15 protein-coding genes are annotated in these 21,530 nt (G+C 64.9%); 7 read left to right on the top strand and 8 right to left on the bottom strand.

What is annotated here, in order from left to right; genetic code table 11:
- Nucleotides 1-63 precede the first annotated feature (63 nt).
- Nucleotides 64-1,437: a CotH kinase family protein gene (locus QUE25_RS00740; RefSeq protein ID WP_286266624.1), complete on the top strand. Its 1,374-nt coding sequence runs from the start codon at nt 64-66 to the stop codon at nt 1,435-1,437.
- 33 nt (nt 1,438-1,470) lie between these two features.
- Here the strand turns inward: QUE25_RS00740 and QUE25_RS00735 are convergent, their stop codons facing one another.
- On the bottom strand, nt 1,471-2,253 hold the full coding sequence (locus QUE25_RS00735) for an HAD-IIA family hydrolase (RefSeq protein ID WP_286266622.1): 783 nt from the start codon (nt 2,251-2,253) through the stop codon (nt 1,471-1,473).
- A gap of 233 nt (nt 2,254-2,486) precedes the next feature.
- The gene (locus QUE25_RS00730; RefSeq protein ID WP_286266621.1) at nt 2,487-3,257 is read right to left on the bottom strand and encodes a PocR ligand-binding domain-containing protein; all 771 of its coding nucleotides are present in this window, start codon (nt 3,255-3,257) and stop codon (nt 2,487-2,489) included.
- Nucleotides 3,258-3,650: 393 nt separating this feature from the next.
- On the opposite strand from QUE25_RS00730, the gene QUE25_RS00725 reads away from it, so the two are divergent.
- From QUE25_RS00725 to QUE25_RS00705, 5 genes are all read left to right on the top strand, one after another.
- On the top strand, nt 3,651-4,400 hold the full coding sequence (locus QUE25_RS00725) for an ATP-binding cassette domain-containing protein (RefSeq protein WP_286266619.1): 750 nt from the start codon (nt 3,651-3,653) through the stop codon (nt 4,398-4,400).
- A 1-nt stretch (nt 4,401) separates the two neighbouring features.
- Nucleotides 4,402-6,588, top strand: a complete 2,187-nt coding sequence (locus QUE25_RS00720; RefSeq protein WP_286266617.1) for a YhgE/Pip domain-containing protein — start codon at nt 4,402-4,404, stop codon at nt 6,586-6,588.
- 65 nt (nt 6,589-6,653) lie between these two features.
- The gene (locus QUE25_RS00715) at nt 6,654-7,355 is read left to right on the top strand and encodes a hypothetical protein (RefSeq protein WP_286266615.1); all 702 of its coding nucleotides are present in this window, start codon (nt 6,654-6,656) and stop codon (nt 7,353-7,355) included.
- Nucleotides 7,355-8,893 (top strand): DNA polymerase Y family protein, encoded by a 1,539-nt coding sequence (locus QUE25_RS00710; protein ID WP_286266614.1) that lies wholly within the window; start codon nt 7,355-7,357, stop codon nt 8,891-8,893. Before QUE25_RS00715 ends, QUE25_RS00710 begins: the two co-directional genes overlap by 1 nt.
- Before the next feature lie 21 nt (nt 8,894-8,914).
- Complete coding sequence (locus tag QUE25_RS00705) at nt 8,915-12,289, top strand: error-prone DNA polymerase (protein WP_286266612.1); 3,375 nt, start codon at nt 8,915-8,917, stop codon at nt 12,287-12,289.
- Nucleotides 12,290-12,464: 175 nt separating this feature from the next.
- On the opposite strand, the gene QUE25_RS00700 is transcribed toward QUE25_RS00705, so the two are convergent.
- The 5 genes from QUE25_RS00700 to QUE25_RS00680 all read right to left on the bottom strand — a co-directional run bounded on the left by QUE25_RS00700 (nt 12,465) and on the right by QUE25_RS00680 (nt 18,756).
- Nucleotides 12,465-14,195, bottom strand: a complete 1,731-nt coding sequence (locus QUE25_RS00700) for an acetyl/propionyl/methylcrotonyl-CoA carboxylase subunit alpha (protein ID WP_286266610.1) — start codon at nt 14,193-14,195, stop codon at nt 12,465-12,467.
- Nucleotides 14,192-15,826, bottom strand: coding sequence for a 5-oxoprolinase subunit B/C family protein (locus QUE25_RS00695; RefSeq protein WP_286266607.1), 1,635 nt, complete (start codon nt 15,824-15,826; stop codon nt 14,192-14,194). The genes QUE25_RS00700 and QUE25_RS00695 overlap by 4 nt, the downstream gene beginning before the upstream one ends.
- A gap of 1 nt (nt 15,827) precedes the next feature.
- On the bottom strand, nt 15,828-16,601 hold the full coding sequence (locus QUE25_RS00690) for a LamB/YcsF family protein (protein ID WP_286266605.1): 774 nt from the start codon (nt 16,599-16,601) through the stop codon (nt 15,828-15,830).
- A gap of 65 nt (nt 16,602-16,666) precedes the next feature.
- Entirely contained in the window at nt 16,667-17,482 is an 816-nt protein-coding gene (locus QUE25_RS00685) for a putative hydro-lyase (protein WP_286266603.1), read from the bottom strand.
- A complete protein-coding gene (locus QUE25_RS00680; RefSeq protein ID WP_286266602.1) occupies nt 17,479-18,756 on the bottom strand; it encodes an NRAMP family divalent metal transporter in 1,278 nt (425 codons plus the stop codon). The genes QUE25_RS00685 and QUE25_RS00680 overlap by 4 nt, the downstream gene beginning before the upstream one ends.
- A 216-nt stretch (nt 18,757-18,972) precedes the next feature.
- Between QUE25_RS00680 and QUE25_RS00675 the strand changes: the two genes are divergently transcribed.
- The gene (locus tag QUE25_RS00675) at nt 18,973-19,635 is read left to right on the top strand and encodes a GntR family transcriptional regulator (protein WP_286266599.1); all 663 of its coding nucleotides are present in this window, start codon (nt 18,973-18,975) and stop codon (nt 19,633-19,635) included.
- 11 nt (nt 19,636-19,646) lie between these two features.
- On the opposite strand, the gene QUE25_RS00670 is transcribed toward QUE25_RS00675, so the two are convergent.
- Nucleotides 19,647-21,395, bottom strand: a complete 1,749-nt coding sequence (locus tag QUE25_RS00670; protein WP_286266597.1) for an ABC-F family ATP-binding cassette domain-containing protein — start codon at nt 21,393-21,395, stop codon at nt 19,647-19,649.
- Between the last annotated feature and the right edge of the window lie 135 nt (nt 21,396-21,530).

Below are 21,530 nucleotides of genomic sequence, written 5' to 3'. Positions count from 1 at the left end.
AAACCCAGCTGTCACACAGATTGGCGCCAGAGACAGCACAGCATGGCGTCTGATGCTTGACTAATGGTGATTCGACGTTGGTGGACGTCCGTGCTGGCGCTCGGAGTCGCGGTATTGCTCGGTTTAGTGGGGTGTTCGTCAGCTGGCTCGGCGTCAGGTGACGCCTCAGAGCTGGCCGGCACGGGCACGGTGGCCAGCGGAAGCATCTTCGATTCGTCCGAGGCCCATGAGGTGATCATTGATGTGGGTCAGGACGATTTGACATTAATGCTGCAGACGTACATGGACAGCGGCGACAAGGATTGGGTCTCTGCGACTGTCACGATGGACGGCACGGTCTTCGAGAATGTCGGCATCAAACTCAAGGGCAACTCGTCGTTGAGAGGAGTGACTACCGAATCGGCGCCGCAGGACCTGCCCTGGCGTATCAAACTCGACAAATACGTGAGTGGTGCAAATCTGGACGGTTACACCGATTTCACGGTGCGGGCGAACTCGACTGAGACATCCCTCAACGAGGCGGTTGCTCTGGATCTGCTGGGCACGGCCGGCCTGGCCAGTGAACAGGCCGTCGAATCGTCCTTCTCGGTGAACGGCAGCGACGCCCAACTCAGACTCGTCGTGCAGAACCTGGATGAGAGCTGGGTTGCCGACAACTTCCCGGATGCAGGCAGTGACTCGGTCCTCTACAAGGCAGAAGCGGACGGTAGTTGGAGCTGGCTTGGCTCTGATGCAGACTATTCGGATTCGTTCGACATCGAAGCGGGTCCCGATGACTATGCTCCACTGGTTCAACTCCTCGACCTGGTGAACAACGGAACCGAGGAGGAGATCGCAGCGCAGCTGCCGAACCTGCTCGACATCGACTCATTCGCGACCTACCTGGCGTTTGAGGAACTCGTCAATAACTCCGACGACATTGACGGTCCCGGTAACAACTCGTACCTCTTCTGGGATTCGACGACCCAGAAGTTCACTGTCGTCGCATGGGACCACAATCTCGCCTTCGGTGGGTCACCGGGCGGCATGGGCGGAACGTCTTCGGGGATGCCTAGTGGCATGCCGAGCGGCATGCGGCCCTCAGACATGCCGAGCGATTGGCAAAGCGGTGGTATGCCGGGTGGGCAGGGCAACGGCATGCCGGCTGGGCAGATGCCCAGTGGCATGCCGAGCGACATGCAATCTTCAGGCGGCGCTTGGGGCGGTGGCATGCCTGGCGGCATGGGTGGTAACAACCCGTTAGTGACTGCTTTCGAAGCCAACGAGGAGTGGACGGCGCTCAAGACTCAGGCTGCCAGCGATCTTCAGTCGGCTCTGATCGATTCCGGGGCCTTGACGAGTAGTCTCGATCGCTGGGTGGAGGTCGTCAAGAGCTCAGGCCTGATCGATGAGGCGACGATCACCAGTGAAGCGGACCAGATCCGCTCCTACGCGTGACATGCGCTGCCATGGGATGGCCCGTTCGCCGGTTCACAGCATCTTGCGTAGTGCTGCCGCCGACTCCACCACCAGGTTCGGACGATAGGGGAAACGCTCCAGGTCCTTGCGTCCGGTGATGCCGGTGAGGACGAGCACGGTGAACAACCCTGCCTCGATGCCGGCAACGATGTCGGTATCCATACGATCGCCGATCATGGCCGTGGTTTCGCTGTGCGCCTTGATGCGGTTCATCGCACTGCGGAACATCATCGGATTGGGCTTGCCGACGACATAGGGACGACGATTTGTCGCCGCCGTGATGAGGGCGATGACCGAACCGGTGGCGGGCAGCACGCCCGTCGGGCTGGTGCCGAGCGTGTCGGGGTTCGTTGCGATGAAGCGGGCACCGCCGATGATGTGATTGATCGCCATGGTGATCGCCTCGAAGGAGTACGTGCGGGTCTCGCCGACCACGACGTAGTCGGGATCCTCCTCGACCATGACGAAGCCGGCATCGTGCAGGGCCGTGGTCAGGCCGACCTCGCCGACGACATAGAGCCGTGCTCCGGGATGCTGGCCGGCCAGGAAGTCGGCGGTCGCAAGTGCCGAGGTCCACAGATTCTCCTCGGGGACGATCAGCCCAGCCTGCTCGAGACGGGCCGAAAGATCCCGGGCGGTGTAGCTCGAGTCGTTGGTCAGCATCAGGAAGCGGCGCGAGGTGTCAACCCAGCAGTTGATCAGATCGGAGGCACCCGGGAGGGGGACGTCGCCTTGGAGCAGTACGCCATCTTTGTCGGTCAGCCAGCATTCGATGTCGCGAGGAGTCCTCTTCATGGGTACAAACCTACGGCCGAGCGCCGTGTTCTGCAGTATCCCAGTCGCACGTCGGCCGGCCGGACGAGGCAGTGATACAAATCTGCGATTCTCGGACACGATTTGGGCGCGTCCGGCTTCGATCGACGAGCCCGCCCTTCACGGGTTAACAGATATACGCCTGAAAGGGGTACGAATCACTCTCGTACCGGCGACGTAATAGCGCCGCAAAGACCGCATTGCTAACGTCCTCGTCAGAGGTTTTGTGCCCCGCGATAGACGCTTGCGCTGACGATAGCTGATACTGCCGGACGCATGCCTTGGATGAATGCTTCGTCCAGGTTCTCCGCGGTGAGCGCATCGCGCAGCGCAGCGTGGTGCTCGGAGACGGTTCGGGAGCCGGATTCGTCATCTGCTGAAACGATCTGGGTCAGCAACTGGAATTGCGGTTGAGTGCGCTCCGGGTGCACCGTCTCGGCGGCACGAGAGCCCGACCTGGTCGGCAGATTGAAGATCGGGCACTTGTTGACCAGTCCGGCGGACTTGCTCAGCCCGAGCAGCGTCTCCGATGCCGCAATGATGCGTCGGCGTGAATAGACGGGAACCTGGTTGTACAGCTCGACCAGGCGTGGATCGTCCTGCCAGGTGCTACCGGTGGTCAGATACTGCGGTTGATCGGCGTCGTCGGTCTGACGCACCTGACCCGAAGCGATCGCTCCCAGATACTTGTCTCCTTCCATCATCGGCACACTGAAGTCGATCAGGCCGGCATGACATCGATAGATGCGCGGCGACTGTTCGATCAGAGACTGCAGTCCGCCATGAGCGTCACAGCTCTCACAAAGCTTGGCTCGCACCGGATCCGAGCGCATGGCCTGGCAGAACTCGGTGAATGCGCAGGGTGCCGCCACTGGTACCCCGCGCGCCTCCACGATTACCGAAGCGAGTCCCGTCGCTTCGGAATAGTCTGCGGTCATCCGCTGAACCTGGTCCAAGTTCCATCGTTCTTGTTCCAGATCTGTCATTGTTTCCCTCCCACGGGCACCTCCGAGGGTAGTTGATTCCGCGGAGATTGAGAAGGTAATTGTCTGGATTGCCGAGCCGGGTTATCGACGCAGATCTCGGCGATCAGTCGAGGCGCCCCGGGGGTCTCTCGAGCTCTGCGGTGGTCGCTTCCCGGTACGGCGGACCGGCGTCCGGGTCGGGGAGGCGGCCGGCGCCGCCCGGGTCACCACCTCTCGGCGGAGTCGTCGAGGTGCGGCGTGCTGCGCGCGTTAGGCTTAGGTCTGGCTGTTGGGGATCCGGCGAGGAGATGATGCACAATGCGCTGGCATTTAGGCGGTTCTGTCGATAATTCCGGCAAGGTCCGAGTTCCGGCTATTCCTGACGGGGAACCGGTCCTTTCCGCCCGTAGCCTGATGGCGTCGGGACCGGAAGGAACAGTCTTCGGCCCGGTCGATCTCGACCTGTATCCCGGCGAGTTGTGCATCGTGACAGGTGATGAAGGTTCCGGGAAGTCGGCATTCCTGCTGACTCTTTCCGGACGATTCCGCGGCGCGACCGGAGACCTCACGATCTGCGGCATCGATGCGCTGGCCAGACCCTACGAGGCGATACAGAACACTGCTGTAGCCCGGCTCGGAAACTATGTACTGCCCGAAGATCGCCTCACTGTGACCGAATCCATTTCTGAGCGCGCCTACCTTGACGGCATTTCCTTGGCCGAGGCCGAACGCCGCGCCGCCCAGATGGAGGAGATACTCGGTTTCCGCATCGAACGCGGCGCAGAGATCGAGCAGTTGGATCCGGTCACCAGGATTGTCGGCGCAACGGCGCTTGTGGCGCTGCGTCCGGCACGTGTGATCGTCGTCGACGACGTGGACGCCGCAGTTCCGCATGCCGACCAGGTCGCCATGTATCAGTACCTCATCAAACTCGCCCAATTCAACGGGGCCGCAATAGTCTGTACGGCCATCAATGGCGATACCGTCCCGAAGGGTGTGCTGCGCGTGCGGCTCGCCTCGCGCCGGCGTTCTTATGTGCATGCCTATACCGACCATGAACCGGCCGAGATGACCGTCGTGGATACCGATCCGGTGATATCGGCAGATCCATTGCTGGACACCGACACCGGCACCGTCATCGTCACAAGAACAGGTGAGAACTGAAATGAGCGTCCAACCGGCATCGCGCCTGCTCCAGTACGAATTCCGCCGCTTCAAGGGCAAGTCGAGACTCGCGCTCATCTTCGTCCTGCTCATCCCTTTTCTGTACGGATGCATCTACCTGCACGCCAACTGGAACCTGTACGCGAACATCGATGAAGTCCAGGTGGCGGTCGTCAATCATGACAAGCCGGTCGAATTCCAGGGCCGTACCATCGCCGCCGGCCAGATGTTCGAAGATGGTCTCCGCGAAGAGCCGACATTCGACTGGCAGTTTCTCGGGGGCGACGACGCGAAAGCACAACAAGGTCTGTCCGACGGTGATTATTACATGATCATCGAGGTTCCGGAGGACTTCTCGTCCAATCTGGTGAGTGCCGGATCCTACGACGCGGTTCGAGCCAGCCTGACGCTTTATCGCGATGACGCGAATGGCTTCATCATCGGCACGCTCACCAGCAAGGCGGACGATGCCTTGTCCAGGACTCTCGACTCGACCGTTTCGGAGGCCTATTTCAAGGCGTTGTTCGTGAGCATCGAGCAGATCCGGGAGCAACTGACGACGGCATCGACCGGAGCTGCCCAGCTCGACAGCGGACTGGCCCAGGCAGCCACCGGGGTGAGTCAGCTCAATGATGCCGTGACAAGCATCGATACGTCCGGAATGCAGGCTCAATTGGACGCCTTGAATTCGGGACTCGATGATGTCGATGCCAGCATGCAGACGATGGCCGGGGCGGTCGGCACCATGCGCGATGGCGCCGGCGATCTGGCCGGAGTCAGTAATACCGTGATCAACGGCGCATCCAATGTGGAAAGTTCGCTGGCGCCGATCAACGACTTCTTTCAGAATCAGCTGCCAAATATGCAAGGCGATGCCGTAGAACTGGGAGATATCAATGCCGCTTTGGTGGCCGGCGAGAATGGTGGGCTGGTCACCGAACTGAGCGGCGATCTTTCCGGTGCCACGGTGGCGGCGCAGAGATTGCTGGTCAGCCATCCCGAATTGGCGACCGACCCGAACTATCAGGACTTGGTTTCACAACTTGCGAGTGCGACGATTCTGCATGCCGAGATCCATTCGAAGGCGACCGCACAGGCGACGTTGATCGCCGGCCTGAAGGCAAATCTCGATCCGACGTTGCTCCAAGCCGCCGCGAACGCTGCTCAGTCGGCTTCCGACACCTTGAACAATGCGACGGCCCAGCTTCAGACCGGCGTCTCCAAGATCGAGACAGGTATGACTCAGGCCGATGGTGCCACGGCCCAGCTCTACGCCGGGGTCTCGGCCCTGCGCGCCACGGCGAGCGATGTCATGGCGCAGGCTCCGAAGCTGATCAGCGGCGTGGTGCAACTCACCAATGCGCTCGGTCAGCTGAACACGGCGATGCCGCAACTGTCCAGCGGAGCCCACGAATTGGCCGAGGGCCTCAGCGCCGGGGTGAGCCAGATTCCCTCGCTGAGTGAGAACCAACAGGAGACGCTGTCCTCGGTGATGGCTTCGCCGGTCGATATCGAACAGGTCGTGTACCACGACGCGAAGTACTACGGGCGTGGTCTGGCCCCGATGTTCTTCTCCATCGCACTGTGGATGGCCACGGTCTCGATGTTCCTGGTCATCCGCACGATCTCCGGGCGGGCATTGACCGGCCGGGCATCCTTCCTACGGACGACACTTTTCGGCTGCGGTCCGGTGGCGGTGGTCGCCGTGGCCTCGGCGATGATCCTCGGCTTCGGCGTGTGGGTGCTTCTCGGCCTGGATCCGGTACATCCATGGCTGTATCTGCTGCTGCTGGTCGTGGCGTCCTTGTGCTTCACGTCGCTTGCCTATGCGCTGCGCGTCCTGCTCGGCTCCCCGCAAACGGCGGTCTTCCTGGTTGCGCTGATCGTGCAGCTGCCGGCCTGTGGCGGCACGTTCCCGGTATCCATGCTGAACGCGTTCTATCAGGGACTCGCCGTGATCTCGCCGATGCGCTATTCGGTGGATGCCTTCCGCGTGGCGATCTCCGGTGGGAATCCCGCGGTCTACTGGGGGAGTGTGGGCGTGCTGGCCGGGATCCTGGCCTGCGCAACGGTCGCGATCGGATGGCTGATCCGGCGCCGGATGATCTTCGAGATGCGCGATATCCATCCGCCGATGGTCACCTCGACCAGCACCGCCGATTACGCGTTCTCGGTGCGTCCTCGCTAACTCATCACCTCGAGTTGGGCCGCCAGCCTCTTGACTGATTCGAACTGGTGTTCGATAGTAGAAGGGTGCTAGTAAACACCGCCGCAGCCACAGCGACCCCGCATGGGGATCTGCTGCAGCGCCTGCGCAGCCAGGCCGATGCCGGGCCGCGGGTGCGTCACCTGGTACCGGTGCATCCGGCGCTGGCCGGGCTGCTGGACGGTGGCCTGCAGCCCGGAGCGGCCTACTCGGTCAGCGGCGGGGCCCTGCTGCTGGCGTTGCTGGCCGAGCCTTCCCAGGCGGGCTCATGGTGTGGGGTGGTCGGTATCCCGGAGCTGGGAGCCGAAGCGGCCGGTAGCGCCGGAGTCGTGCTGGAGCGACTCGTCCTGGTGTCGCAGCCGGGGGAGCGCTGGCTGTCGGTGGTCGCGGCGCTGGCCGAGGCCCTGCCGCTGGTGGCCGTGCGGCCACCAGCTCAGGTGCGCGACGCGGATGCCGCGCGGCTGGCTGCCCGTCTGAGAGAGCGCTCGTCGGTGCTGCTGGTCTGCGGTGACTGGCCGCGGGTCACCGCGAAACTCGGCATCGCCGAGGCGCACTGGTCGGGGCTGGGTTCCGGTCACGGCTATCTGGACTCGCGCGAGGTGCTGGTGAATGCCACCAACCGGCATTCCGGCATCTCCCGCACCGCCCGGCTGATGCTGCCCGACAGCACCGGACGGCTGTCTGCCGATGCCGGCGAGACGATGGCAGAACAGACCCAGCCACGGTCGACGTTGCGGGCGGTGGGCTGATGACTACCACTCTTGCGCCGGTTAGGTGTCTGGCCGCCTGGTTTCCGGATTGGCCGGTGAATGCCTGGTGGCTGGCCGAAGATCAGCCGCAGACCGGGCCGGTGGCGGTGATCGAGGCCAACCGGATCACCGCCTGCTCGCCGGCCGCGCGTGCCGAAGGCGTGCGTTGTGGTCAGCGGCGCCGCGAGGCGCAGGCCCGCTGCCCACAGCTGACCGTGGTGCCGGCCGATCCCCGACGTGACGAGCAGATGTTTACCCCACTGGTGGTCACGATCGAGCAGATCGTGCCGAAAATACAGGTGGTGCGTCCCGGGCTGGTAGCAATGCGGACGAGGGGCCCGGCCCGCTACTACGGTGGCGAGGCCGCGGCTGCTGAGGCGATCCTCGCCCAGATCTCCGAGTTGGGTGTTGCCGGCAGCCGGGCAGGAATAGCCGACGGTCTGTTCACCGCCGAACAGGCGGCTGTTCACGCCGATCCGATTCTGGTGGTACCACCCGGTGCTGCGGCCGGTTATCTGGCGCCGCTCCCGGTGAACCGGCTGGGCGATGCGGAGCTGAGCGAGCTGCTGCCCAGGCTGGGGATGCACACTTTGGGAGACTTCGCGGCGATGAGCGTCGGCGATGTCCGCGATCGCTTCGGCGACCGTGGCGTCCGGTTGCATGCGCTGGCGTGCGGACGAGATCCCCGCGAGGTGGTTCCACGCAGGCTGCCGCCCGAGTTCGACCGTCAGATCGACTTCGATCCGCCGCTGGCATTGGCTGAACAGGTCGCGTTCAGTGTGCAGGCCACCGCTGAGGATTTCGTCGCCGGGCTGGCTGCTCAGCAGTTGGTCTGCACCGAGCTGCGGGTCATCCTGCGGGCCGAGCAGGGCGAGCATGTCGAGCGGGTCTGGTTGCATCCGGGCTGTTTCGATGCGGCGGCGGTGGTCGATCGGGTGCGCTGGCAGTTGCAGGCGGCGGCAGGTAACGCGATCGGCAGCGGGCTGGTGCGGGTACGTCTCGAGCCGGTAGCGACCGATGCGATCGCCCATCATGCCCCCGGCCTGTTCGGCTCCGGCACCGACGAGAAGGTGCATCACGTGCTCTCCCGGGTGCAGTCGATGCTGGGTCACGAGGCGGTGGTCACCCCGGCCATCGGTGGTGGACGCGGGCTGGCCGAACGGCAGCTGATGGTGCCGTGGGGTGACCGGGCGGTGTTGCGTCACCCAGCTGATCGTCCCTGGCCGGGACGATTGCCCGATCCGCTGCCGGCCACCGTCTTTCCGCAGCGTCGCCGGGTCGAGGTGACCGACGCCGACGGCGTGCGGGTCGGTGTCGATGACCGGTTGCTGCTGACCGGTATCCCGGCCCAGCTGAGTGTGGGAGCCGCTCACCTGCAGCTGGCCAGCTGGGCTGGTCCGTGGCCGGTCAGCGAACGGGGCTGGGACGCTGCACAGGCAACCAAGGGCTGCCGTTTCCAGGTAGCAGACGTCACCGGCGGCGCCTGGTTGCTGATGCTCGACGATCAGGGCTGGTGGGCTGAGGGACGGTACGACTGAGGCCAGAAAGGAGGTACACCCATGGGCTACCACAATCCGCCCATCCCATGGCGTCAGCTGGAAGGCACACTGACCGGCCGTAAGCCGCCGGCCGAACAGGAGGCGCCTTTTTCGTGGAAGCGGGCGCCCTACCAGGCGCCACCGATTGTGCGTCCCGCCCACGTCGTGCCATACGCCGAACTGCACGCCCATTCGTCCTTCTCATTTCTGGACGGCGCATCCGGTCCTGTCGAACTGGTCGAGGAGGCGGAGCGGCTCGGTCTGCACGGGCTGGCGCTGACCGATCACGACGGGCTCTATGGCATCGTCCGGTTCGCGGAGGCAGCCGAGGCGACCAGCGTGAAGACGGTTTTCGGAGCGGAGCTTTCGCTGGACTTGCCGGCGCCTCAAAAGGGCGTCCCCGATCCGGTCGGATCTCATCTGCTGGTGCTGGCTCGTGGCGAGGCGGGCTATCACCGGCTGGCCGGTGCTCTCACGGCCGCCCAGTTGGCTGGGCAGGAGAAGGGCCGGCCGGTCTACGATCTCGATGGTCTGAGCGACCAAGCCGGAGGCGATTGGGTGATTCTCACCGGATGCCGCAAGGGAACGATCCGTCAGGCACTGCGCGCCGGCGGCCATCGGGAGGCGTCGCGGGAGCTGGCAGATCTGGTGGAGCGGTTCGGCCGCGATCGGGTCTATGTCGAGCTGACCGATCACGGCGGTCCGCTGGATTCGACCCACAATGACGCGCTCGCCACGCTCGCCGCGCAGGCCGAGCTGCCGGTCATCGCGACCGGCAATGTGCACTATGCCGCCCCCGTCCGGCATCTGCTCGCTCAGGCGGTGGCTGCGGTGCGGGCCAACCGCAGCCTCGATGAGCTGGACGGCTGGCTGCCCGCCGCCGGGACCGCGTTCCTGCGTTCGGGGGCTGAGATGCAGGCGCTGTTCGCTCGTTACCCGGGTGCTGTCGAGCGCACGGTCGAGCTGGCCGACGACCTGGCGTTTCCGTTGCGGAGGGCAAAACCGGCGCTACCCAAACAAGAGGTGCCCGATGGCCACACGCCGATGTCGTGGCTGCGCCGGCTGGTCTGGCAGGCGGTGCCGCGCAAGTATCCCGATCTCGACGAGTCCGGACGCTCACGCATCGAGCATGAGCTGGATGTCATCGAGGCCAAGGATTTTCCGGGCTACTTCCTGATCGTCCATGACATTGTTGCCGAGGCCCGGCGCCGGGGGATTTTATGCCAGGGCCGGGGGTCGGCGGCCAACTCGGCGGTCTGCTACCTGCTCGACATCACCGCGGTCGATGCGATTTTCTACAGACTGCCGTTCGAACGGTTCTTGTCGTCGCTGCGTGAAGAAGAACCCGATATCGATGTCGATTTTGATTCCGACCGCCGAGAGGAGATCATCCAATGGGTTTTCGAAAGATACGGGCGCGAGCGTGCCGCCCAGGTCTGCAATGTCATTCAGTACCGGCCGAAGAATGCGGTGCGCGATATCGCCAAGGCTCTCGGCTACTCGCCGGGCCAACAAGACGCATTCTCCCGCGATATCGAACGCTGGGGTGGCCCGATCGGTGCCGATGGCAGCAATGACATTCCACCGCAGGTGGCCGAGTTGGCGAATCAACTGCTGAAGGCACCGCGTCATCTCGGTATCCACTCCGGCGGGATGGTGCTGACCGAGCGCCCGGTGGGCGAGGTGGTGCCGATCGAGCATGCCCGGATGCCTGGTCGCACGGTGATCCAGTGGGATAAGGACGATGCCGCCTGGATGGGGTTGGTGAAGTTCGATCTGCTGGGGTTGGGCATGCTGGCGGCCCTGCAGCACTGTTTCGACCTGATCCGGGCTTCCACCGGCGAGACGTGGGAACTCGCCACCTTGCCGAAGGAGGAGAAAGCGGTCTACGACATGTTGTGCCGGGCCGATTCGATCGGGGTTTTCCAAGTCGAATCCCGTGCTCAGATGGGCCTGCTGCCGAGACTGCAGCCGCGCAAGTTCTACGATCTGGCGATCCAGATCGCGCTGATCCGGCCTGGCCCGATCCAAGGTGGTGCGGTGCATCCGTTCGTCCGCCGCAAGCTCGGGGCCGAGCCGGTGAGTTATCTGCATCCGAAGCTGGAGCCGGTGCTGGCTCGCACGTTGGGGGTCCCGGTTTTTCAGGAGCAGCTGATGCAGATGGCGATGGCGGTCGGGGAGTGCTCGGGGGAGGACGCCGATCTGCTGCGCCGGGCGATGGGTTCGAAGCGCGGCCTGGAGCGGATCGAGTCGGTGCGGGAGCGGCTGTATGCGGGAATGGAGCGCAATGGGCTGGTGGGGGAGAAGGCCGATATCATCTACCGGCAGATCCAGGCCTTCGCCAATTTCGGTTTCGCCGAATCGCATTCGCTGAGCTTTGCGCTGCTGGTTTACGCGAGTTCGTGGATCAAATTGCATTACCCGGCTGCTTTTCTGGCCGGGCTGTTGCGGGCTCAGCCGATGGGTTTTTATTCAGCTGAGACGTTGACGGCAGACGCCCGCCGGCATGGGGTCGAGGTGCGTCGTCCCGACTTGCAGCATTCGGGCGTCGATGCGGGCGTGGAGCTGCTGGACCCGGGATCGGGCGGGCCGACCGGCATGGATGCGTGCTGTGAGCGGTACCAGCCGTCGGTGGGCGAGTTCGATCCGGCTGCACCTGATGAGGGGGCGAGGCATCGCCGGGATGGCAGGTTTGTGGTGCGGTTGGGGCTGGCCGGGGTACACGGCATCGGGAAGGATGTGGCCGCCCGGATCGTCGCTGAACGCGAGACGGGTGGGCAGTATCGCTCGATGGAGGATCTTGTTCGTCGCACCGGTGTGACCGAGACACAGTTGTCGGCGCTGGCCACGGCAGGGGCATTCGATTGCCTCGGGTTGACTCGGCGGCAGGCCTTGTGGCGGGCGGGTACAGCGGCACTCGATCAAGCCGAGACGCTGCCGGGGACCATCGTCGCGCTGCAGCCGCCGTTGTTCGCTGAGCAGACCGGGCTGGAGCGGTTGGCGGACGATCTGTCGTCGACCGGGGTGTCGGTCGACGATCATGCCATCGCTCATATTCGCGGAAGCCTGGCCGCGCGCGGGGTGCTGACATCGGCCGAGTTGCGCACCTTCGAGGCCGGACGCCGGGTGAGCGCGGCAGGTCTGGTGACCCACCGGCAGCGACCGTCGACTGCCTCGGGTATCACGTTCGTGAATCTGGAGGACGAGTTCGGGTTGATCAATGTGGTCTGCTCAGCGGGCCTGTGGAAGCGGTACCGGCGGGTGGCCCGATCGTCGGCCGCGCTGATCGTGCGCGGCAAACTGGAGCGTTCACCGGAAGGAATCGTCAATCTGCTGGCCGATCGTCTGGAGCCGCTGACGATCGATGTGGCGCACCATTCGCGGGACTTCCGTTGAGTTCGTCCACGGACCAACAGGTGGTTTGATCTCGGTTGCGTTGCGCATCGCTTTCAGGAAGGCAAGACCTGCAACGCCTGGTGGGTCAAGTAGGTGACAGCTCACGCCCGCCAGCCACTCCAGTTGCGGCGCAGCCAGCGATCATGGGCGACCACGACTGCACCAGGATAGGAGATCAGCCAACCAGCCCGAGAACAGCCCCCGCGTCAACCGCGTCCCCTTCTGCGGCCGTGACGGTCAGAGTGCCGGGCCGGGGCGCGACCACGGTGGTCTCCATCTTCATGGCCTCGACCACCACGGTGGCCTCACCCTCGGCGACGGTGCTTCCGTCCGAGGCGAGCCAGCGCACCACGCTGCCGGTGATCGGCGACACGACCGCCCCTTCTGGGATGGCAGGGGCCGTCGGTGTCACGTCTGCATTCTCGGTCACGCCCGACGCGGCGAGCGAGCCTACCGCGAGGATGCCCGCCGGGATACCGAGTTGCACTCGTCGGCCGTCGAGTTCTACCCACGTGCGCACCACATCGAGGCCAAGCGGAGGCTCAGGTAGCGGCTCCGGCTCGGCCCGGGTCACATAGTCGGTCTCGATCCAGCGGGTGTGGACGCCGAACGGTTCGCCGGTGAAGGCCGGATCGACCACCACGTCCCGGTCGAACGGCAGCACGGTCGGCAGCCCGCCGATGTCGAACTCGTCCAGGGCACGACGGGCGCGGGCAAGCGCGGCGTCGCGGGTGGGCCCCCACACCACCAGCTTGGCAAGCAGGGAGTCGAACGCAGCAGGCACCACTGAGCCGGACGACACGCCGGAGTCCAGCCGTACACCCGGTCCCGCCGGAGGCCGGAAGTCAGTCAGCGCGCCGGCAACGGGCAGGAACCCCCGGGAAGGATCCTCGGCATTGATCCGGAACTCGATCGCATGCCCGTGTACGGGAGGCGGTGCCGGGTCGAGCCGGCCGCCCTCGGCGAGCCGGAACTGTTCCAACACCAGATCGATCCCTGTGGTCTCCTCCGTGACCGGGTGCTCCACCTGGAGCCGGGTGTTTACCTCCAGAAACGAAATCGTCCCGTCGGCGGCCAGCAGAAACTCGACAGTTCCCGCTCCGACATAGCCGGCGGCCGCGCAGATGTCACGAGCCGCGCCGGTGATCAACGCATGCTGGTCCGCAGTGAGGAAGGGAGCGGGTGCTTCCTCCACGAGTTTCTGGCTGCGGCGTTGAAGGCTACAGTCGCGGGTCCCGACCGGGACAACCGTGCCGGCCGAGTCGCCGAGAATCTGGACCTCCACATGGCGCGGGCGGTCGAGATAGCGCTCCACGTAGCATTCGCCGGATCCGAAGGCCTGGGTGGCTTCGCGGACCGCGGCTTCGTACTGCTCAACGACATCTTCGGCGCGCCATACCACCCGCAGACCCCGGCCACCGCCGCCGTGGGCTGCCTTGATCGCTATCGGAAGGCCGTTTCGGGCCGCGAAAGCTGCGGCCTCGTGCGGACCGGGGATGGGCCCAGGAGTGCCCGGCACGAGCGGCGCTCCGACTTGCTGGGCAAGAGCCCGGGCGGCGACCTTGTCACCAAGCAGGTCAATGACTTCGGGCGGCGGACCGATCCAGATCAGTCCGGCGTCGAGCACTGCGCGAGCAAAGTCCGCGTTCTCGGCGAGGAACCCGTAGCCCGGGTGCACGGCGTCGGCTCCCGCACGGCGAGCTATCCCGATCAGCTTGGCGATATCAAGATAGGTCTGGGCTGCAGTGGAGCCCTCAAGGGCCCAAGCCTCGTCGGCCAGCCGCACGAACTCGGCATCAGCGTCGGAGTCGGCGTAGACCGCGATCGCGACGCGGCCGGAGTCGTGGCAGGCACGCACGATGCGAACGGCGATCTCACCACGATTGGCGATCAGGATCCGGTTCATGGCAGCTCCAAAGAGGTCGGGGTATGGACGGCAAGCGGAGTCAATGAGCTATCCGCCGCAGTGAAACGCACCGAGATGCCGGGCGTCAGCTGGGCCGCGACTGCGAGCGCCCGCGTGGTCAGCACGGCAATCACAGGGTATCCGCCGGTCACCGGGTGATCGGCGAGGAAGAGCACGGGCTGCCCACTGGCCGGCACCTGTAAGGCACCTGGGACAACGCCTTCGCTGGGTAGTTCGTCGGTGATTGACCGTTCCAGCGGCAGGTCACCGTGCAGTCTGAGCCCGACGCGATTCGATTGCCGCGTCACCCCCCAGAGCTGGGTGAACAAGGTGCCGAGGGCTTGCTGGGTGAACCAGTCGTCCCGGGGGCCCAGCACGACCGGGAGCTCGACCACGTCGGCAAAGACGTGTTCGCTCGGCCATGGCTCGGGGGCTCTGACCGGGGGAAAGGGGACAGCGCCTATCGTCCGGACATCAAGCATCGATCCGGCGGTCAACGGGGGTGTGCCGATGCCAGACAAGGTGTCGGTCGCGCGGCTGCCCAGGACGAGCGGCACGTCGAACCCCCCACGAACCGCGAGATAGTTGCGCAGGCCGCCGCGAGCGGGGACGATAGCGAGGCGCTCCCCGCTGCCGAGCGCTATCGGCGAGAGTCCTGCGGCCGAGTCGACACGGCCGCTGCGCCGGGTGATGCGAAGCTCGCCACATGCGCCCGCAACGGCCAGCACGATCTCGCCATGTGCCTCGATCTCGCCACCCTGAGCGAACTCGATTGCCGCTTCACCAGGGGAGTTGCCAACCAGTCCGTTCGACGTGTGGAGCGCGGGGCGATCCAGCGCACCCGATCCGGTGACACCCAGACCTGCAACGCCGACCCGGCCCTCGTCCTGCAGCACAGCCTGTGCGCCAGGACGCAGTACCTCGACCGCACGCTCGGCGCAACCGGAGTTGGCCCGGATGACGGTCGAGGTACTGACGGGCACACCATTGACTCTTGCTGGGCCGGCATCGACGAACCTCACTCGATCACCGGGTTGCAGGGTCGCCGGCGGTGTGCGATCGAGATCCCACATCACGACATCGGTGCGACCGATAAGCTGCCAGCCGCCCGGGCTCTCCCGCGGATAGACGCCGGAGAAGGTGCCGGCCAGACCGACCGCACCGGCCGGGATCCGGGTGCGCGGTGTCGCGCGACGGGGCACGTCCAGCAATGGGTCGCCACCGGCCAGGTAGGCGAATCCGGGTGCAAACCCCCCGAACGCCACGCGATAGTCCGATTCACAGTGACGCCGGATCAGCTCAGCAGTAGTGATGCCAAGAAGGTCGGCGACCTCACTGAGGTCGGCGCCATCGTAGTGGACGGGGATCTCCACCAGCTGCCCGCTGGACGAAGTCCCGTCACTCACGTCCAGCGTGGCCAGTCGATCTGCCAGCTCGCCGTACGAGACGGTGCCCGGGGCGTACTTCACCAGTACAGTGCGCGCCGCGGGCACTGCTTCGACGATGCCATCCAGCTCCGCTGCCCGAAGACTGTCGAAGAAGCCGAGCGTCGTCGCCAGATCCGCGAGCTCGACGAGTAGTGCTTGCTCGCCGACCGGCAGGATTCGGGGTGTGGAACGCAGCTCAGTCATGTCAGACGCCTGCGAAGGAGGCGATCTGGACACCGGCCGCGGTGAGGCGAGCCCGCAATGCGCGTGCCGCCTCGACTGCACCGTCGGAGTCGCCATGGACGCAAATCGAATCCGCGTGCAGCCGGACTTCGGTGCCGTCGATGGCTGTGATCGTCCCGGCCTCGACCAGCCGGACAATCCGGTTGGCGATCAATTCGGGATCTCGCAGTACAGAGCCCTCTATGCGGCGGGAAACAAGCTCCCCCTGGGGGGTGTACGCCCGATCGGCGAACGCCTCGGTGGCGGTTGGCACGCCGGCCCGTTCTGCGAGTCCGAGGACGGCCGATCCCGGCAGGCCGAGCAGGACCATGGAAGGGTCAACCTCGGTGATTGCGGTGACCACGGCACCGGCCTGCCGCTCGTCATGGACGATACGGTTGTACAGCGCCCCATGCGGTTTGACGTAGCTGACCCGGGTGCCAGCCCCGATGGCCAGCGCCTGGAGGGCCCCGATCTGATAGATGATGTCGGCAATCAGATCCGGCGTGTCGACATCCAGGTCGCGGCGGCCAAAACCGACAAGGTCGCGATAGCCGACGTGCGCGCCGACGGTGACGCCATTGGCGGCGGCCACCGTCAGCGATCTGCGGATGCTCGACGGGTCGCCGGCATGGAAACCGCAGGCGATGTTCGCGCTCGAGACCGTGGTGAGCATCGCGGCGTCATCGATCGTCCAACGCCCGAAGCTTTCACCCACGTCGCTGTTGAGATCGACACGTGCGGATGATTCGGTCATGAGCTTGTTCTCCTTCTCGTAGTGGCAGTCCCGCGGCAGGATCGCTCGAACAAGACAGCGGCCATTCACACCACCAGGTACCGATCGTTCGGGACGTCAGAGATGAACATATGTCCGGGCGCGTGGGTAATCGCAAAACGCGGCCGGGAGGCGACGACAGCGGCCTGCGGGGTAACACCGCACGCCCAGAAGACGGGGACGTCACCAGCCTCGAGGATCGGCGCGTCTCCGTAGTCAGGATGCTGGAGATCGGTGATTCCCAGCTTCTCCGGGTCTCCTACCTGCACCGGCGCGCCATGAACCAGCGGATATCGTCCACTGACCTCGACGGCCGCGTCCACCATCTCGGCAGGTATGCCCCGCATCGACACGACCAGCGGACTCGAGAATGCGCCGGCGCCCACGCATGACACGTTCGTCCGGTACATGGGGACGTTGCGGTCGGCGGTGATGTGGCGCACCGGAATACCCTCGTCCAGCAGCGCCCATTCGAAGGTGAAGCTGCACCCGATGACGAAGCTCACCAGCGCGGCAGGATCGCCCCAGGCGTCGGTGGCATCGCTCACCTCATCCACCAACTCGCCATCCCGCCAAACCCGGTAGAGCGGCAGATCGACCCGCAGGTCTGCTCCCGGCGCGATCGCCGGCTCGGTGGTGCCATCCAGTACGTCGAGGAGTGGGCACGGCTTGGGGTTGAGTCGTGCGAACTCCTGAAAGTCGGCGGCGTCGGCACGGGGCAGGGTGATGAGGTTGGCTTGCGCGTATCCCTGTGACAGCCCCGCCGTCGGGCGCACCAGACCCGAACGGAACGCCTGCCGTGCCTGCTCCGGAGGTGACGACGCGCTGAGCGCTGTTGTCAGCCCGTTCACGACTGTGCTCACCTACCGAGGAACTGGAAGATCGGCACGATCGATACGACTGCCATGTACCACGACAACGCCGTAGCGAGTGTTCCGACCACCAGCAGGAACCGCGAGTAGGGGCCGCCCAACAACTGCTTGGCGTGGAACCAGCCGATGTACATGAACAGGGTCAGGCCGATCGGCAGTACCAGTCCGTTGAAGCCGCCCGCGAACACCAGCAGCGCAGCCGGAGCAGTCCCGAGTGTGACGTACACCGCGAGGCTGACCAGGATGAACCCGACGGTCCACCAGTTGCGGGTACGCTCCGTCATTCCGGTCTTGCTGAAGACGGTGATGAAGGACACCGACGTGAAGGCGGCCCCGATCACGCTGGTGATGGCTGCTGCCCAGAACACCAGTCCGAATGCACGCAGACCCAGTTCGCCCGCGGCGTAGTGGAATGCCTGAGCGGCCGGATTGGCAGCATTGCTGGAGGTATCCAGGACGACGCCGGAGGAGACCACACCGAGGATCGCGAGGAACAGTACGTAGCGCATGACACCGGTGGCAGCGATGCCGGCCAGCGCCGATCGGGTGACCTGTTTGATGTGTTCCGGGCCGGCGTTTCCGCTGTCGAGCAGCTTGTGCGCGCCGGAGTAGGTGATGTAGCCACCGACCGATCCGCCGACGATCGTGGTGATAGTGGCGAAGTTGATGGCGTCCGGCCAGATCGTCTGGCGCAGCGCCTCGCCGACAGGGGGGCTCGAGACGATCGCGACGTACAGCGTCAGACCGATCATCAGGAGACCGAGAAAGACGACAACCCGGTCGACGATCACTCCGGCGCGCTTGTAGAGGAAGATGGCGATGGCGAGGAATGCAGAGATCAGGCCACCGATCTTCGCGTCCACGCCCAGCAGTGAGTTGAGGCCCAGGCCTGCACCGGCGATGTTGCCGATGTTGAACACCAGCCCACCGAAGACGATCAGCACAGTGAGCAGGTAACCGGAACCCGGCAGCGCCGCGTTGGCGAGGTCGCTGGCTCGTTTTCCGGACAGGGTGATCATCCGCCAGACATTGGTCTGGATAGCGAAGTCGATCAGCACCGAGGCGAGAATCCCGAAGGCGAATGCGGCACCCATCCTCGAGGTGAAGGTTGCGGTCTGAGTGATGAAGCCGGGGCCGATGGCGCTGGTGGCCATGAGGAAGATGGCACCGATGAGGGACGAACGGCGTTTCTTGGCGAAGGTCTTCAGGTCAGTGCCCTCAGAATCGGACGGCGATGCGGGACGGGTCGTTGACTCTGCAGTCATAGTGGCTCCTTGCCGGTCGGGCCGGGAATCGGACAGGTGGACCGAAGGTGACCACCACTCCGCCGCGATCTGGCCTTCGGGTTGAACTGCGAACCACACTAAAAGTGTCGAACGATCGTTAGAAGATTGTTCATGTAACCATCGAGTTACGTTCACATATCACGGTGCACGTCTCGTACGACCTCGCAAGAGTGACGGGCGCCCTAAACTTGCGCTGTGACTGACACCGAAGGCGACGGCCTCGACCTTGCCGAACGGATCGCGGGAGTCTTGCGGGAGAGACTGATCACGGGTGCTGCCGTGCCGGGTGAGCAGCTTTCGGAGGCCGCGCTGGCCTCAGACCTGGAGGTTTCGCGGAACACCCTGCGCGAGGCTTTCCGGATCCTCATTCACGAGGGCACGTTGGAACGCATTCCCAATCGCGGTGTGTTCGTCCGGGTGCCGTCGGTCTCCAGCATCCTCGACGTCTTCCGGGTACGCCGGGTCATCGAGGTCGCGGCCGTGCGCGAGGCGCTACCCAAGCACCCGGCGATCGCGGACGCACGCGATGCCGTCGAGCGCGCCAAACAGGCGCAGGAAATACCGGAGTGGACGATCGTCGGCACGGCCAATATGGAGTTTCATTCCGCTCTAGTCAGCCTCGCCGACAGCCCGAGGCTGAACATCTTCTTCCAGAATGTCTTGGCCGAGCTGCGGATTGCCTTCGTGTCGTTGCATTCGGCCGAGCACCTTCATGCACCTTTCGTCGAGCAGAACGAAGAACTCACCGTGCTGTTGGAACAGGGAAGGATGACCGAGGCAGCGGCCGAACTCGAGACCTACCTGGCGCGCAGCGAACGGCTGGTTCTCGCGTCTTTCGGCCGGATGGGGCAGAGCTGACCAGCCGTCGATCACACGGGTGAATCACCATCGGCGGCCATCTCGAACCGCTGACCAGTCCAGTTCCGCCGCAGCCAGCGGTCATGGGAGGCGACCACGACCGTACCGGGATAGCCGGGGATGGCGGCCTCGAGCTCAGTCACCAAGAGAAGTGACAGGTGGTTCGTCGGCTCGTCCAGGAGCAGCACGTCCGGTGGGTCGGCCAGCAGCACGGCGAGCGCCAGACGGCGTTGTTGGCCGAGGCTCAACGCCAGGAGTGGACGATTCTCGTCGCGTCCGGCAATCAAACCGAATCTCGACAGCGGCGCCTGCTCGGCCAGTTCGGCACCGAGCAGATCCTGATAGGCCTGGCGCACGCTGCGCTGGTCACCCCGCTCGAACGGATCGGGCAGGTCGACATCTTGGCTGAGCATCCCGATCCGCAGCCCGGCCGGAGCATTCACGCTGCCCCCTGTCGGGTCCAGTTGACCGGCGAGAACCTCTAGCAGTGTCGATTTGCCCGAACCATTCGGCCCTGTCACCAGCCATTTCTCGGTCGCGCTGACGGTCAGGGAGACGGATTCCAGGCGTCCTGAGACTGCGACCTCCGAGGCAGCCAGCACCGGCCCGCTGAACTCGCGCCGGTTGCGCAGCTCGAGGCCTGCGGTCAGGCCACCGAATCGCAGCCCGGCAGGTGGACGACGGATCTGGCGCTGTTCGAGATCGTCCAGCCGGGAGCGGGCATCATTGACGCGCCGCGAAACGACGGCCGCGTTGCGGTCGGAATAGAACTTCGCCGCGCCGCGCACCTCGGTGCGCGGCTTCCAGTTCTCGTGACCGACGACGTGGTTGTCGCGTACCGACGCCCGCAGGCGCTTCAACTCGGCCTGCTCATCGCGGTACTGCGTCTCCCACCTGATGCGGGCCTGGTTGCGAGCGGCCAGATAGTCGCTGTAGCTGCCGGTGAATCGGGTGATGCCGATTCCGGAGCCCGGACCATCGACGGTCAGCGGTCCGGCGACCGCATGCGGAACCGGCGCCGGGTCGAGATCGATCAGCGAGGTGACGGTCTCGTCCAGGAAAGCCCGATCATGACTGGCGAACAGCACCGGTCCGCGCCACGCCAGCAGGATGCTGCGCAGATAGGCCGTCGCGTGATCGTCCAGATGGTTCGTGGGCTCATCGAGAAGCAGCACGTCGGGGGCGCTCAACAACAGCCAGGCCAGCGACAGCCTGGCGCGCTGGCCGCCGGAGATCTCGCTCGTGAGGCGATCGGTCGGCAGGTCGTCCAGGCCGAGGCCTGCAAGCATCGCAGCGATCCGTGCGTCGACATCCCAAGCCTCGAGCCGCTCGGCGTCGTCCAATGTCTGGGCGTAGCGGGCGGCCGCATCGTGGTCGTCCGGATCGGCAGCCATCTGCGCTGCGTGACGGTCCATCGCCGCCAAGACGTCGCGCGCCGGTGCGACCGCGGACTCCAGCGCTTGTGCAATGGAATCGCCCGGGGTGAACGGCGCGTCCTGGTGGAGCAGCCCAATGCTCGGAGTCAGCCCCGCAGTGGCATTGACCGTCACCGCACCCGAATCGGGAGGCAGCAGCCCGGCGATGATCCGCAGCAGCGTCGACTTGCCCGAGCCATTCTCGCCGATGATGCCCACCCGTTCACCGGCGGAGACCACGAAAGAAACATCGGTGAGTACCCGGCGGTCGGCGAAGGCGAGCGAGACACCGTCGACGCGCAGATGAGCCCCTGGCAGCAGCGGTGAGGAGATGAGTGAGTTCATGGGTGTCCTTGGAAATGAGTTGGGGACCTGCCGGGCAATCACGCCGCGGGCGCAGGCGAAGACGAACTCACAAGAACATGCCGCCACCTTAGCAAGACCGGTCAAGCGCGGTTTGATCGCTGATCGCGGCGCCAT

Source organism: Brooklawnia propionicigenes, assembly GCF_030297015.1.
GTDB classification, from domain to species: domain Bacteria; phylum Actinomycetota; class Actinomycetes; order Propionibacteriales; family Propionibacteriaceae; genus Brooklawnia; species Brooklawnia propionicigenes.
The sequence above is the reverse complement of the archived record's forward strand: the minus strand, read 5'-3'. Positions and strand labels throughout refer to the sequence as shown.

Bases quoted from the DNA above. Each gene is read 5' to 3' on its own strand.
- QUE25_RS00705 (WP_286266612.1), top strand. From the start codon at position 8,915: ATGGGCTACCACAATCCGCCCATCCCATGGCGTCAGCTGGAAGGCACA.
- QUE25_RS00700 (WP_286266610.1), bottom strand. From the start codon at position 14,195: ATGAACCGGATCCTGATCGCCAATCGTGGTGAGATCGCCGTTCGCATC.
- QUE25_RS00730 (WP_286266621.1), bottom strand. From the start codon at position 3,257: ATGACAGATCTGGAACAAGAACGATGGAACTTGGACCAGGTTCAGCGG.
- QUE25_RS00735 (WP_286266622.1), bottom strand. From the start codon at position 2,253: ATGAAGAGGACTCCTCGCGACATCGAATGCTGGCTGACCGACAAAGAT.
- QUE25_RS00720 (WP_286266617.1), top strand. From the start codon at position 4,402: ATGAGCGTCCAACCGGCATCGCGCCTGCTCCAGTACGAATTCCGCCGC.
- QUE25_RS00690 (WP_286266605.1), bottom strand. From the start codon at position 16,601: ATGACCGAATCATCCGCACGTGTCGATCTCAACAGCGACGTGGGTGAA.
- QUE25_RS00710 (WP_286266614.1), top strand. From the start codon at position 7,355: ATGACTACCACTCTTGCGCCGGTTAGGTGTCTGGCCGCCTGGTTTCCG.
- QUE25_RS00670 (WP_286266597.1), bottom strand. From the start codon at position 21,395: ATGAACTCACTCATCTCCTCACCGCTGCTGCCAGGGGCTCATCTGCGC.
- QUE25_RS00740 (WP_286266624.1), top strand. From the start codon at position 64: ATGGTGATTCGACGTTGGTGGACGTCCGTGCTGGCGCTCGGAGTCGCG.
- QUE25_RS00695 (WP_286266607.1), bottom strand. From the start codon at position 15,826: ATGACTGAGCTGCGTTCCACACCCCGAATCCTGCCGGTCGGCGAGCAA.
- QUE25_RS00725 (WP_286266619.1), top strand. From the start codon at position 3,651: ATGGCGTCGGGACCGGAAGGAACAGTCTTCGGCCCGGTCGATCTCGAC.
- QUE25_RS00680 (WP_286266602.1), bottom strand. From the start codon at position 18,756: ATGACTGCAGAGTCAACGACCCGTCCCGCATCGCCGTCCGATTCTGAG.